General features: G+C 35.7%; 15 protein-coding genes. 2 read left to right on the top strand and 13 right to left on the bottom strand.

Features of this window, described 5'->3' with window-relative positions:
- Positions 1-260 (top strand): IS3 family transposase (locus EC501_RS13755; protein ID WP_148037830.1); only part of this gene is annotated, 260 nt, incomplete at its 5' end.
- A 69-nt stretch (positions 261-329) separates the two neighbouring features.
- On the opposite strand, the gene EC501_RS13750 is transcribed toward EC501_RS13755, so the two are convergent.
- From EC501_RS13750 to EC501_RS13710, 9 genes are all read right to left on the bottom strand, one after another.
- Positions 330-2,105, bottom strand: coding sequence for an ATP-binding protein (locus EC501_RS13750; RefSeq protein WP_122972878.1), 1,776 nt, complete (start codon positions 2,103-2,105; stop codon positions 330-332).
- Complete coding sequence (locus EC501_RS13745; protein WP_122972877.1) at positions 2,098-2,814, bottom strand: response regulator transcription factor; 717 nt, start codon at positions 2,812-2,814, stop codon at positions 2,098-2,100. Before EC501_RS13745 ends, EC501_RS13750 begins: the two co-directional genes overlap by 8 nt.
- Positions 2,815-3,024: 210 nt before the next feature.
- Entirely contained in the window at positions 3,025-4,212 is a 1,188-nt protein-coding gene (gene ccsB, locus EC501_RS13740) for a c-type cytochrome biogenesis protein CcsB (RefSeq protein ID WP_122972876.1), read from the bottom strand.
- On the bottom strand, positions 4,209-5,876 hold the full coding sequence (locus EC501_RS13735) for a cytochrome c biogenesis ResB family protein (protein WP_122972875.1): 1,668 nt from the start codon (positions 5,874-5,876) through the stop codon (positions 4,209-4,211). Before EC501_RS13735 ends, ccsB begins: the two co-directional genes overlap by 4 nt.
- A gap of 5 nt (positions 5,877-5,881) precedes the next feature.
- On the bottom strand, positions 5,882-6,427 hold the full coding sequence (gene resA, locus EC501_RS13730; RefSeq protein ID WP_122972874.1) for a thiol-disulfide oxidoreductase ResA: 546 nt from the start codon (positions 6,425-6,427) through the stop codon (positions 5,882-5,884).
- Positions 6,428-6,534: 107 nt separating this feature from the next.
- On the bottom strand, positions 6,535-7,269 hold the full coding sequence (locus EC501_RS13725) for a pseudouridine synthase (protein WP_122972873.1): 735 nt from the start codon (positions 7,267-7,269) through the stop codon (positions 6,535-6,537).
- Between the two features lie 288 nt (positions 7,270-7,557).
- Positions 7,558-8,538 (bottom strand): D-alanyl-D-alanine carboxypeptidase family protein, encoded by a 981-nt coding sequence (locus tag EC501_RS13720; RefSeq protein WP_406927334.1) that lies wholly within the window; start codon positions 8,536-8,538, stop codon positions 7,558-7,560.
- A gap of 30 nt (positions 8,539-8,568) precedes the next feature.
- Entirely contained in the window at positions 8,569-9,156 is a 588-nt protein-coding gene (gene scpB, locus EC501_RS13715) for an SMC-Scp complex subunit ScpB (protein ID WP_241559356.1), read from the bottom strand.
- A complete protein-coding gene (locus EC501_RS13710) occupies positions 9,125-9,904 on the bottom strand; it encodes a segregation/condensation protein A (protein ID WP_122972871.1) in 780 nt (259 codons plus the stop codon). The genes scpB and EC501_RS13710 overlap by 32 nt, the downstream gene beginning before the upstream one ends.
- 112 nt (positions 9,905-10,016) lie before the next feature.
- Between EC501_RS13710 and EC501_RS13705 the strand changes: the two genes are divergently transcribed.
- Positions 10,017-10,538 (top strand): DUF309 domain-containing protein, encoded by a 522-nt coding sequence (locus EC501_RS13705; RefSeq protein WP_122972870.1) that lies wholly within the window; start codon positions 10,017-10,019, stop codon positions 10,536-10,538.
- 49 nt (positions 10,539-10,587) lie between these two features.
- Here the strand turns inward: EC501_RS13705 and EC501_RS13700 are convergent, their stop codons facing one another.
- From EC501_RS13700 to EC501_RS13685, 4 genes are all read right to left on the bottom strand, one after another.
- Entirely contained in the window at positions 10,588-10,959 is a 372-nt protein-coding gene (locus EC501_RS13700; protein WP_122972869.1) for a GNAT family N-acetyltransferase, read from the bottom strand.
- Between the two features lie 213 nt (positions 10,960-11,172).
- Positions 11,173-12,495 carry a diaminopimelate decarboxylase gene (lysA, locus tag EC501_RS13695; RefSeq protein WP_122972868.1) on the bottom strand — a complete coding sequence of 441 codons (1,323 nt, stop codon included), beginning with the start codon at positions 12,493-12,495 and terminating at the stop codon, positions 11,173-11,175.
- 101 nt (positions 12,496-12,596) lie between these two features.
- Complete coding sequence (locus tag EC501_RS13690; protein ID WP_122972867.1) at positions 12,597-14,066, bottom strand: spore germination protein; 1,470 nt, start codon at positions 14,064-14,066, stop codon at positions 12,597-12,599.
- A complete protein-coding gene (locus EC501_RS13685) occupies positions 14,063-14,851 on the bottom strand; it encodes a SigF/SigG family RNA polymerase sporulation sigma factor (protein WP_122972866.1) in 789 nt (262 codons plus the stop codon). The genes EC501_RS13690 and EC501_RS13685 overlap by 4 nt, the downstream gene beginning before the upstream one ends.
- Positions 14,852-14,876: the final 25 nt, after the last annotated feature.

Genomic DNA, 14,876 nt, shown 5'->3' with positions numbered 1-14,876 from the left:
CCCAATTTCAAAAGATGGTAAAGAAAATGGGACTAGAGCAATCTATGTCACGTCGTGGAAACTGTTGGGATAATGCCCCACAAGAATCGTTTTTTGGTCATTTTAAAGATGAAACAGACTTCAAATCGTGTGAAACATTAGAAGAAGTAAAAAGAGAGATTAAGAGTTATATGACTTATTACAATCATTACCGAGGTCAATGGAACTTAAAAAAGATGACGCCTGCACAATACAGTCACCATCTTCTTCAAGTTGCTTAAAAGCCTTTTTTAAAAATGTCCTTTACAAAGGGTACACTTTAATTGACGTTTCTAGCCTTATCACTTTTCTTATAATGGTAAAAAGAAGGTGAAAGTAGTTCCTTCTCCAACTATACTATCTACATGAATATTCCCTTTATGGGCTTCGACGATGTTTTTCGCAATGGCAAGACCTAACCCTGTTCCCCCTTTAGAACGTGTTCGAGCTTTGTCCGCTTTATAAAAACGTTCAAAAACATAAGGTAGATCGTCTTGCGGAATTCCCTCACCAGTATCCGAAACTTGGATTTTTGCATAGGATAATTCTTGCGTTAAGGAAACCGTTACACTTCCCTGTTCGGAAGTATGTCGAATCGCATTATCAATTAAATTCGTTAACACCTGTTCAATTCGATCTTCATCCATACTTATTTGAACATCCTCAGACAACTCTGTCTTAAATTGAAGATGAACTTTCCTTTCCTTTGCAACCTGGGTAAATTTTTGCGTAATTCTTTCAATAGCATGCACAATCGGAACTTCGTCTTTAAATAAATTTGTATATCCCGATTCCATGCGAGCTAAATCTAACAAGTCATTAACTAAACGTCCCATTCGTTGAGATTCATCATAAATGATGCGAGTCATTTCACTCCGTTCTTCTTCGTTGGACACTACATCATCTAATAACGCTTCAGAATACCCTTGCAACATCGCAATAGGTGTTCGAAGTTCATGGGACACATTCGCAATAAAATCGGAACGTAATTTTTCAAGACGGGATTGTTCGGTCATATCGCGAATGACCGCAATGGCCCCACGAATGGATAGTTCACTATTTTTTAATGGACTAATCGTAATTCGATAGTAGGAACCACCTATTTCAAGGTCTTCTTCTAGCTTATCTTCAAAATTTAATACATGATCTAGCATTTCAAAAATTTCCTTAGGAATAGGACTGTCATTTTGCCCTTTTTTCCCTATAAACCATTTTTGAAGTAATTTATCAGCAGGAGGGTTACTTAATAATATCGTACGATCCCGGTTAAATGTAATCACACTATCGGTCATTGAAGTTAAAACACTTGCTAACTGTTCTTTCTCCTGGTTAATCACTTCTAAATGATGCTTTAATTGTCTACCCATTTGATTAAAAGCAACGGCTAATTGGCCAATTTCATCATTTTGAGTAGTAGGCAACGTTTCATCAAATCTCCCTTTTGCCAATTCAAAGGCGTGTTCACGCATTTTACGTAATGGCCATGTAATACGGGAAGATAGGAAGAAGGCAAAAAACGTTGTTAAAACAAAGGCAATAAAAGCTGAAAGGAAAACGATTTTCGTCGTTTCCTGGGATGTTTCATGCAATGCCTTTGGATTTTGATAGATGAAAATTGCCCCGTGAACTTCATCATCACTTTTTAATGGATAACTTAATACAACATAAGTTTCCATTTTCTCTTCATCCGTTTGAGAAGGTAAAATCATTTCATCGATAATTGGTTTATCCGATTCATAAATTTTATCGAAGGCTTTGTTTTTTATAATACTATTTTGAATTACTTCTTCGTTTGTTGCTGTTTGAAAGGATGAAACGACTTTTCTTTCATTTGAAGCAAGGAAAGCATTGGTATCCTCCGTTAACATTTCTTCGATAATTTCATCTGTTAACTGCTCTAAATCATAATTATCAACGATACTAGCAATCGTAGAGGCTGTTTGGCTTAAAGATTTTTCTGCTTGTTCACGATGATAATCTTCTAAAAACTCCAACATTAAAACCGTAAATACGAACAATACAAATGAAACGAGAAGCAATATGGTAATCCATAGCTTCCCGACAATACTTCTCCATATTTTAATCATTGATTACCTCAAATTTATAACCTACGCCCCAAACCGTTACAATCATCTTCGCTGCATTCTCCGATACTCGATTTAGTTTTTCGCGTAAACGTTTTACATGGGTATCGACTGTTCGTAAATCACCAAAGAAATCGTAATGCCAAACTTCTTTTAATAATTGTTCTCGGTCAAATACTTTATCTGGAGATTTAGCTAAAAAATATAACAGCTCGTATTCTTTTGGCGTTAAGTTTACTTCCGTACCATCGGCAGTAACACGATGTGCATCATGATCGATAGTTAAATGTGGGAAAACCACTAGATCCTTTGAAGTAGACGGACTTGAAACGGGTGAAAACACAGCTGAACGACGTAAAATTGCTTTAACACGTAATACAACTTCACGAGGACTAAATGGTTTTACAATATAATCATCTGCACCTAGTTCGAAACCTTGTACTCTGTTAGCTTCTTCACCTTTAGCAGTTAATAATATGATAGGTGTTGTTTTCTTTTCTCGTAATTCTGAACATACTTGTAGTCCATCTTTTTCAGGCATCATAATGTCCAATAGTATACAATGATAGTCTTTCTCTAAAGCCATTGTAAGGGCGATTTCACCATTTTCAGCTTCATCTACTTCATACCCTTCACGTTCTAAATACATTTTTAATAAACGTCGAATACGGTCTTCATCATCTACTACTAATACAGAAATATTTTCAGACATAGGTTTTACCCCTCTCATTCTTTCTCTTTACTATTGTACATTTTCATATTAAAAATTTAAAGGAGATATAACAAAACTTCCACAGTTATGTCGTTTTGAAAGATTTTTGAAAATAGATTAGAGAAAAATTGTATGATTATTTGAAAAACTAAATTCTATAAAGAAAGTTCTTCCCATTAATGAGAAGAACTTTCATCCGTTAACTTACTCTTAAGCGTAAGAATGTAAACCTGCAATTACTAAGTTTACAACTATTAAGTTGAAAAGAATGATGGCAAAGCCGATACATGCAAGCCATGCGGATTTTTTACCTTCCCAACCTTTAGATAAACGTAAATGTAAGTATGCCGCATAGAATAACCATGTGATAAGCGCCCATACTTCTTTTGGATCCCATCCCCAGAAACGGCCCCACGCTTCTTGCGCCCAAATCATGGCAAATACAAGGGCACCTAAACTGAATATAGGGAAACCAATTAATACAGAACGATAACCAATTTCATCTAATAAATTTAAATTTACTTTTTTAACTAATGGATGAAGCATACTTAAAATACTTCGACGAGTAATTAATCGGATTAAAATATAAAGAATTGAACCGAACACAAATGACCAAAATACAGTTGTTAATTTTTGCGCATTAATAACTGGCGCTGTTTCAACAAACGGTTCCATCACGTCATCCGTTAATAGTACGTATTCATTCATTCCGAAAACAGCTGGCATATTGTATGTGATTTCTTGTTGTGCTCCTTCTTTATCCACATAAGTAAACGCTGCTTCATAACCAATACTTTTGAAAATCACTGTTGCTAAAATAAATCCAATTACTAAAACCATAAAATAAAGAACAGCTTCTAACCAGAAACGGCCTTTTGATTTCACTTGAGGATCGGTATCTTTTAGTAAGTACAACAATCCTGCAACTGCACTAATTGCTAGAACCGATTGACCAAGGGCAGCCGTAATAACGTGAATCGTTAACCAATGACTTTGTAATGATGGCACTAATGGATCCACATCATTCGGGAACATAGCCGCATAACCGATAATTAATAGCGCAATCGGTAATGCTATAAGCCCAAGGGCAGTTAAACGATACATATAGTAAATAAGAATGAAAGCAGCAATGATAAACATACCAAATGCAGTCGTAAATTCAAACATGTTACTTACAGGTGCATGTCCTGTATAAATCCATCGCGTAATAAAGTAACTTAAGTGGGCTAAAAATCCGATAATCGTTACGATCATCGCTAATTTGCCCCATTTGTCAGCACGTTTTGCTGCACCATCCGGTTTTGAACTTTTAATCGCTCCACCGAAGAAAAATGTTCCAACTAAATAAGCAACAAATGCAACAAATAACAGATTTCCACTTATATCAATTAAACTCATAAAGTGCTGTCACCTTCCTTTTCTTTTCCTTCACCTTCGCCATCTTTATCCTCTTCTCCTTGATCAATGTATGGAGGCAAGTGGGCAAAATCTGATAAAGCATTTAAATCTTTCTTTATACTAAACCAGTTTTTGTTTGTATGGGCTGCAAGGCGAATTGTACCATCTTCCAATTGTTCCACCCAAACACGTCGGTGATTCCAATAAGAACCGATGACTACACCTAACATAAAAATAACGCCACCAATTGCTAAAATTGGAATGGTACTATCTTTATGCACAGTTAAACCAGACATATCTCTAGTTTCAACACTTTGGAATTCCATTTTATACGTGTTATTACCATTTGGTTCAATTGTTTGCTGAATCGCTACAAAGCTTACTTCCCCTTCTGGTTTATCAGGTGTTACCATTTTAAATATAAATGCTGGATTATTAGGGGTTGGTGTAGCTGTTTGCGGTTCTCCATTTTCAAATCCTGAGAAGTCAGGATAGAAACCTAATAATTCTACTTTTGTTTGATCATTCAATACATATTCTTTTTGAGGATTTGTTAGATCGATACTAACAGCACCTAAAGATTCGCCTGTTTCCTTATTTGTTAGCTCGAAGTTCATCGTTTTCAGTTCATTTAAACGGAAATCCATTTGATAAAAGGAAAATCCATCATGTTGTAAAGGATGATTGACTCGAATGGAGTATTCTTCTACTAACTCTAAATTTTCAGCTTGACCCGGAATTGCATCTTCAGACTGTTTATATAATTTCACATCAGTTTGATAGTTTTTCGCTACGACATTAACACCTTGCAACTCTTGGTTTTCTGTCTTTTCATTATCGTGCATTTCTAAAATGAAATCTTCATTTTCGATAAAGTAACCATCCATTCCTGGAACTGCCCGAGTTTCTCCTTCTCGAATCCACATCGATTCATCCACATAAAAACCAGGTACAAGTCGAAGCATCACACCAAACAAGAATATGATCAAACCAACATGGTTTATGTAAGGGCCATAACGGGCAAAACGACCACGTTCAGCTAAAAGCGCATTGCCATCTCGGCGAACTTTATATTTTAACGCTTTCATTTTTTCTTCTATTAAATTTAAAGTTTTGGATGAATCCCCTTCTGTAACAGGACCTTCCGCAATGATACGTTGTCGCTTCATAAAACTAACATGTCGTTTAACACGTTGATTTTTTAAAGAGCGATGTAATGGTAGACCTCTATCGATACTGGCAACAATAATCGAAATCGCCAGCATTCCCACTAATATTTGGAACCACCATGAACTATAAACATTGGATAGCCCTAATTCATAATAAAGCTTCCCAAGGGAGCCATAAGTTTCTTCATAATATGCAGCCTTTTGCTCCTCCGTTGAAACACTAACATAAAATTCTTGTGGGAAAATCGTTCCAATCGAAGCAGCAACGAGGTTAATAATAATTAAAGTTACCCCTACTTTTACACTTGAAAAGAAATTCCAAATTTTATCGACAATCGATTTATTTCTCGTTTTCGATCGAATTGCGATACCATCATATCGCATATTTAAAATTTTACTCTTTTTACCTTCTTCAGTTAAAGGTTGGCCACACTTTTCACAAAGCAAAGTACCTTCTGGGTTTTCATGACCGCAAGCACAAATAATTTTTCCCATTTGAATTACTCCTGTTCTGGCTTAATTGATTCCATATAGGAAGCGATTTGTTGTTCGTTCATTTCACCAGTAATAATTTTCTCAACTTCACCTTCTGGATTAATTAAGATAGTCGCTGGCAACAAATCAACATTATAAGCCGTCATTACACTCTTCGTAGGGTCAATTGCAACTGGAAAGTGTACATCTAAACTTTCAATAAAGTTTTTCACTTCAAATTCAGTTTGGGCAATGTTTACTGCTAATACTTCAACGCCTTGTTCTTTATAAATGGCATATTGATTTGACATAGCAGGCATTTCTTTCTTACATGGCTTACACCAAGTTCCCCAGAAATTTAAGAAGACTCCTTTTCCTTCATAATCTGAAAGTCGATGTTTTAAATCGCCATTATATAAATCAACAAGTTCAAAATCTGGCGCTTTGTCCCCTACTTGTAAAACTTCTACCTTATCCTTAGTTGCTGTACTATAAACTGTATAGACGATTGCAGCTAAAAGAACAACGAGGATAACACCGCGATATATAGAACGTTTTCTTTTTTTATCCATTTACAGGTTCCTCCCCAGAAAACTATACAATCTTCTTTATTATAGCAAACTTCATTTTTGCATTATCTTCTGATTTTGACTGATTTATGAAACTTTCTTTCCTAATATCAGTCAATTTTACCTGTTTCTGCTAAAACTCGAAGCAATTTTACCTCATGTTTTGACAATTCCCGATATTCTCCAGGTTTTAATCCAGCTAAATCTAAAAATGCAAACCGTTCACGTTTTAATTTGACAACTGGTGTCCCTATCGCTTCAAACATTCGACGAACTTGTCGGTTGCGCCCTTCGTGAATCGTAATTTCACAAATTGCTTTCCCTGCTTTTTCATCAAAAGATGTCATACTTACTTTTGCGGGTGCCGTTTTACCATCTTCTAATTTAATACCGCGCTGTAATTTCTTTAAGCCGTCAATGGTAGGTACTCCCTTTACACGAGCGACATAGGTTTTATCGATTTTAAACTTTGGATGGGTCATTTGGTAAGCGAATTCGCCATCATTCGTTAATAAAAGTAAACCTGATGTATCATAATCAAGACGTCCAACTGGGAAAATACGTTGATGTACATGCTTTTTGAAAATATCCGTCACCGTTTTTCGACCTTTATCGTCTGTTACAGCTGATATTACGCCTCTTGGTTTATATAACAAAAAGTAAACTTTATCTTCTTTTTCAAGTTTGATACCATTTACTTCGATTGTGTCAGAGCTTGAAACCTTTGTCCCTAACTCCTTGACAACTTTTCCATTGACTTTCACTTTACCTTCTAAAATTAATTGTTCTGCTTTTCGCCTTGATGCTACGCCAGCATACGCAATCACTTTCTGTAATCTTTCCAATTTGTCCACCCCGTTCATTCGTGTCAGCACATTTAATCTGTTGAAAATTATGTCATATTCTGTTTCATTATTAAAGAAAAATAGCTTATTTCGAAAGTTGTTTGATTATTTCGAAAGGAGCCATGTAAAAAACATATAAAATTGCTTCTTTCTTAAGCTATATGTAGTTTATGGATACTTTAAACTGTTAAAAATCCCTATATCCAAAACACAAAAAATAAGACTGCTCGAATTGCAGTCCTTAAAGAATGATCATCTTTATTCGTACTGTTCATTATTGGAACGACTTTATTTGATATTAACTCTAGTTGAATAAATACTTTCATTATTTAAAAATACATGCCAAATTCCAAAGTTGTCTTGCTTTCTAGATAAGTGTAACACGTTTTGAATTTGTTTTTCTTCTTCTTTGTTAACTAATAGTTTAATCGGTTTACTTAATTCTACCGTTTTTGTTTCTGTTGCTTGATATTCTCCTTTATCTGCAATTGTAACATAGTCATAGTTGGAAAATATTTTATTCGCAAGTGATGTATGTACTTGCCAATCATTTGACTCGCTTAACGTAACAACAATAACCTTTTTATTATCTTTTTCAAAATAAGTTGCCAACGTTCTTCCTGCCACTTTTGTAAACCCTGTTTTTCCTGCTACGGCATCTACTTGTTGACGTAAAAGGCGATGTTTATTTTGCCAAGTGACACCATTTTTAGTTGGACTTTTATAATTAATCGTCGAAGCAATTTTTTTAAATGTATCGTTCTGTAAAGCAATACGTAACATTTGAGCTGTATCATATGCGGATGAAAGATGTAATTCATTGTGTAAACCAGAAGGGTTTGTAAAATACGTATCATTTAATCCGTATAGATAAGCTTTTTCATTCATTAAATCAACGAAACCTTCTAAGGAGCTTCCTGCATGTTCTGCTAAGGCGTATGCAGCGTCATTCCCGGAACGTAACATTAAGCCATACAATAACGTTTCCACCGTAACTTTTTCACCAGGCTCTAAATAAATCGATGAGCCTTCACTTAATGCTGCTTGGCGAGAAATGGTCACTTCATCGTCTAATTGACTATTTTCAATAGCTATTAATGCTGTCCAAATTTTTGTTAAACTAGCTATAGGCATTCTTGAATGGACATCACTGCCTTCCAATAATCTACCTGTTTCTGCATCAATTACGGCATACGAAGCATTTGCTGCGGTTGTAACCGAGAAAAAAAATACGATGGAACAAAGAAACGCAAAAAAGATTTTTGCAATTTTTTTCAACAAGCCACTCCTTTTTTCACTTTACTCTTCACTAAAAGCTTCTTGGAATTTCGTCATAAATAAATCTGTTTCTTCATTTTCATCCACTTGATCGCCTTCAGGTAATGGAGGAAGTTCTTTTATATCTTTCAAACCGAAATAGTTCAAAAACTCCTTTGTCGTACCATAAAGTATCGCTCGTCCTGTTCCTTCTGCCCTTCCGACTTCTTGTATTAATGCACGGGAAACGAGCGTTTGGATAGGACGTTCACTTTTCACTCCACGTAAATCTTCAATTTCCGTTCTCGTAATGGGTTGCTTGTACGCAATAATAGCTAACACTTCTAATGATGCCGTAGATAACACATGGCTATTCGGATTTTCTACAAGTTTTTTTATACAATCCGCCATCTCAGGTTTTGTCGTTATTTGATATGTTCCTGCTAATGTTTTTAATGTGATTCCTCGTTCTTCAGATTCATTATAATTTGTTTCCAGCTCACTTAAAGCGGCCTCAATCTCCATTTCATCGACTTCTAGTAGTTGGGATAGCTGCTTTAAAGTTAAGCCATCGTCGCCCACTACAAAAAGAAGTGCCTCAATCTTGCTCATCAAATTGTTTAAGTTCATCGCCAATATCCTCCTTTTGTAAAATAACAGTTAAATCTTCGAAGTTATTTTCTTGCTCTACAAAAACGACATGGCGTTTCATTAGCTCTAATAATGATAAAAACGTTACAATAATTGTTGATTTATCTTCGTATGGGAAAAGTTCAGAAAAGGAAGATCGACCCCCGCTTAACTTTAACGAATCAATCACAGCAATCATTTGATCTTTAACCGATATTTCTTGTCTAGCAACTCTTGTAGATAAAGGTCTTTTAAGCTGCTTCCGACGTAGCAATTTTTGGAAAGCACTTAACATATCATAAACATTGACATTCATATCGAAAAGTGCAAGCTGTTCATCTGGCAGAAATCCTGATAAATCGCTAGGTGGTCGTGTGAAAACTTGTGCACGATCAGCTTCTAAATCCTTTAATTCGTTCGCAGCTTCTTTATATTTCTTATATTCTATTAATTTTGTTACGAGCTCTTCCCGTGGGTCAGGTCCTTCAACTTCAAATTCAGCATCTTCTATTTCACCTTCGTGAATGGGAAGAAGCATACGACTTTTAATCGCAAGTAATGTTGCTGCCATGACAAGATACTCACTTGCTTCATTTAATTCTAGCTCTTTCATCGCATGAATATGGTCAATATATTGTGCGGTTAACTCAGCCATTGGAATATCATAAATATCAATTTCCAAACGATGAATTAAATGCAATAATAAGTCAAGAGGACCTGTAAAGGCTTCTAATTTTACTTCATACATGTGTCAACCACCTGACATTTTGTTCGTTAACTTTATAGTTCGTCCTAATTTTAATCATATGGATACTTAACTATTGTAATTCAAATTTTAGTATAGAGGAAAGAGGATTGTAATGCATCCACTGTTTCATCCATTGTTTATAGATTATTGTACATATTTTAATGGCAATCAAGATTATTTTGAATGTCACGAAGTTCTTGAAGAATATTGGAAAGAAATTGCACCTGGTAAGAAAAATCATCCATTGGTAGGATATGTCCAACTTGCAACAGGCATGTATCATTGGCGTCGAAACAACACAATCGGTGCTATGAAAATATTAAAAAAGGCTATGAACAATTTCTCTATCAATCAATCATCGCCCTTTTTCGATTTCATCGAGTTCGATGAATTATGTAAAAACTGCGAAATGAGTATGGAAGCTATAAAAAATGGTGAATCCTTTAAACCTTTTTCTTTAACTTTGACTCATGCTAAGTTTGCTTCAATCGTGGATAGAAAAATAGAAGAACTACCCAATGTTTCAAAAGAATTTCTTCTCCATAAACATATGCTACGCGATCGTACAGATATTCTTGAAGCTCGGAACAATAAACTTGGCTTATCGCAAAAACATTCTAATAAAGAGGATTAATTACAGCTTTTGCAAATATATTTGTAAAAACAAGAAGAAGAGGCTGACGTCACTCATTGTCGTCCGCCTCTTCTACTATTGGTAAACATTTTTCTATAAAAGGTTGTGTTTCTTCATTCGCTTTCAACTCTTTAAATTGCCCTGTCTTTAAAAGTGCTTTCAACATGGCAATTGCGACACCTTCACCTCGATAAGAAGGCACTACCGTAATATGTTGAATGATAGCAACAGAATCTTTTTCGAGCACTCCTACAATTCCTATATATTCTTCATCTTTTTTCCACAAATACAAATGCCAATTTTCTTCTTCTTCATAAGCATGTATTGTTTCCATCAAACGCTTTACGTCCTTTTCTTGAGGCATGAACGAAAGCAGACCCATTGCTATTTTTTCAAAAGATTTTTTATAGCGTATTAACATGAATAACATTCCCTCATTTTCTATCAGTACAACATCTTTAAATATACTACATGATTTAAGACAAGTAATCAACTATATTTCCATAAACTTACAATTGTCATAACCAATACTATTCTAAAGATGCATTTGGAAGGATAATAAATAGATCAATTAACGCCCAAATCAGGCATACTGCTAATAGAATCCCAAAAAGCAACCATTTCGATATTTTCATCAATATTCACCCTTTTTTAAAGATAGCGGGAGATCATTTTGAATAATATTTTCATAACTTTCTCTGTTTATAGCCAATTGGTGTTGACCCGATTCTACAAACACAACTGCTGGTCTAGGAATACGATTATAATTTGACGCCATCGAATAACCGTATGCACCAGTACAGAAAACAGCTAAAATATCACCTGATTCAACTTGTTGCAAAGGTGCATCTACTATTAATTTATCACCTGATTCACAAAGTTTACCTGCAACAGTGTATGTACTTAATCGTTCTTCGTTTGCCTTATTGGCAACAACCGCTTCATATTTTGCATCATAAAGGGCTGGACGAATATTATCGCTCATACCGCCATCCACAGCGATGTAATCACGAATATTGGGAACATTTTTTCGTGAACCAACTGTATATAAAGATGTACCAGCGTCACCAACAAGGGATCTACCAGGCTCAATCCAAATCTCCGGCATTGTTAATTTTAGCTTAGCGGCATATTCTTGTACAGTTTTGATCATACCTTCAACATACACATGGGGCTCTAAAGGAGTATCTTCTTCCGTATAACGAATACCAAATCCTCCACCTAAATTTAAAACCGTACTTTCGAATTGATATTGTTCTTTCCATTCACCTTGTTTTTTCATTAACTTTTCAGCAGCTAGGCCGAATCCATCTGTCTCAAAAATTTGGGAACCGATATGACAGTGCAAACCTAACAGTTCAAGATATTCATGATCTTTCACTTCTAAAAAGGCACGATCTGCTTGACCATTATTTAAATCAAATCCAAATTTTGAATCAGCTTGTCCAGTCGTAATGAAGTCATGGGTATGAGCTTCAACTCCAGGGGTTACACGTAATAAAATACGCATCTTTTGTTTTCTTTCTTCAGAAATTTCTTTTAAAAGCTCAATTTCATAAAAGTTATCTACAACGATACAGCCTATTTTTGAATCAAAGGCAAATTCCAATTCCGAATAGGATTTATTGTTGCCATGGAAATGAATTCGTTCTGTAGGGAATCCTGCTTGGATCGCAGTAAACAGTTCTCCACCAGATACTACATCTAAAGATAAGTTTTCTTCTTTAGCAAGTTGATAAATGGCAATACATGAAAAAGCTTTCGAAGCATAAGCGACTTCTGCTTTTATACCAAGTTTCTTAAATGTTTCGATAAATCCGCGGGCACGTTCTCTAATTAGTTGTAAATCATAAACGAAAAGTGGAGTGCCGTATTTTTTCGCAAGTTCAACTGAATCCACTCCACCTATCGTTAAATGTCCATTTTCATTAATTTGTTGTGTTCCATAAAGATGCATAGTCTCTCCTCCGCTCGATAGGAAAAGGTCAACCCTTCTCCAATTAAAAATTACCTTAGATGAACTTTAACATAGGTAATTTTCTTTCGCAACGGATGATTTTAAATACGTTTTCTTTGCTTCGCTCCCACAATATATGGTCTGAGCGCATCGTCGGCCATAGGAAAACGAATGAATACACGTAAAAAGGCTTTTGGGAAAAAAGGAACAAGAGGCCACATGTATGGAACTGTCATCGGCTTGAGAGAACATAAATAGGAGAACACAATGAAAATACCAATAAAGAACCCACTTGGACCAGCTATAACCGTACCAAGCAAAATGACAAATTGAAAATATTTAACCGCACTACTTAATTCATATGTTGGAATTGTGAAAGTAAAGATTGCTGTAATGGCGGAATAGAGCACAATTTCAGCAGAGAATAATCCAACATCAATCGCAATCTGACCGATGATAATTCCCGCAACTAATCCCATTGCCGTAGAAAGCGGTGTTGGAGTATGAATAGCTGCAATCCTTAAATATTCCAACCCTAAGTTAGCGATTATAATTTGTAAAAATAATGGTACGGACGAGTCTTCCTTCGTACCGATGAAATCAATAGCATCAGGTAAATATTGATCATGGGTGGCCAGTAAATACCAAATTGGTAGTAACGTTAAACTAAAGAATGCCGCTAAATACCTTAACAAACGGGTAAAGGATCCGATAAACGGTGCCTGTCGATATTCCTCGGCATGTTGTAATAAGTGGAATAAAGAAATCGGCACAACAATAACAGAAGGGGACGTATCAACAATAATCGCGATATGTCCCTCTAATAAATGGGCCGCTACAATATCCGGTCTTTCAGAATAACGGACAAAGGGTAAAGGATGGAATTTTTGTTTAAACAGCCATTCCTCGAGGGATTTATCCGCCATCGTAAGACCGTCGTGTTTAATTTCCTCTAACCTTTTCTGTACCCATTTTAAATGTTTCTTATTTACAATATCCTTCATGTAACAGATGGCCACATCGGTGTGACCTAATGTGGTAATTTTATGCAACTCAAACCGTAATTGAGGGTCGCGAATCCGTCTGCGAATTAAAGCAGAGTTTAACATGATATTTTCTGCAAATCCGTCTCGGGAACCACGAATGACTTTTTCATTATCCGGTTCATCCGGCTGACGGCCAGGATAGCTTCTAAGCTCCAATAAATAGCTGTAACCATGTAAAGTAATAATCCCTACTTGTCCTGCTAAAACACCAATCATGAATTCTTCCCGATCTTTTGGTATTGATTTTCCGTAGAAATTAAAATGATCATCAAAATACTTATCTTCATGTTCAATTTCAATATCTAACTCAGAAAACTTTTCATCTTCGTCATAATCAAAAAATAATGGTGTCAACTGAACTGTTGTGGCAGTTCCGTCGACAAGTCCACTAATATAAACCATTAAAATCGGCAAACTTTTTACATGAAGGTCTTTAATACAGACATCATAGGATTCATCTTTACCAAATTGACTATACAAATAATCTTTTGCTTCATCTATAGATGCAAAAACTCGATTACTCATTTATTCACCGTCTTTTTTGTAGTTCGTGATGTATTCGTTTCCATCCACGTTTTAAGTTGTGCTAAAATCTTCTTTTCTAAACGTGAAACTTGAACTTGTGATATCCCTAACCTTTCTGCAATATCCGTTTGGGTCAAATCTAAGTAGTAGCGTAAATAAATAATCGCTTGTTCTCGCTTATCCAATTTTGCTAAAACTTCTTTTAAAGGAATATATTGAAATGGAAGTTCAGACTTCTCATCTTTCATTTGATCCATTAAAGTAATGGAATCTCCTTCACTTTCAAAAAGCTGTTCATGTAAAGAAGCTGGGTCTCGCATTGCATCGGTTGCAACAAGCACCTCATCCTTCGTTACACCTAAAATATCAGCAAGCTCTGAGATGGACGGCGGCTTTTCATTGGTTTTTAAAAATTCATCTGTTGCATGACGAATTTTATAATTCAACTCCCGAATGGAACGACTCACTTTTACCATACCATCGTCCCTTAAAAAACGTTGAATTTCACCAATAATCATCGGGACAGCATAGGTTGAAAACTTCACATCGTAGGATAAGTCAAATTTATCAACCGATTTCATCAATCCGATACAACCGATTTGAAATAGATCTTCAAGCTCTACTCCCCGGGAAGCAAAGCGTTGAACAATCGACCAAACGAGCCGCGTATTGCCCTCAATCATTTGCTTTCTTGCATCAATGTCACCAGCTTGCGCTTTTTCAATTAGACCGCGCATTTCTTCCTGCGTTAACAAAATATTGGACGGCTGTTCGATTGTCCTCATCCCCCTTACTTCTATCAAATACGAC

This window comes from Lysinibacillus halotolerans (assembly GCF_003711845.1).
In the GTDB taxonomy this organism is placed as follows: domain Bacteria; phylum Bacillota; class Bacilli; order Bacillales_A; family Planococcaceae; genus Ureibacillus; species Ureibacillus halotolerans.
The sequence above is the reverse complement of the archived record's forward strand: the minus strand, read 5'-3'. Positions and strand labels throughout refer to the sequence as shown.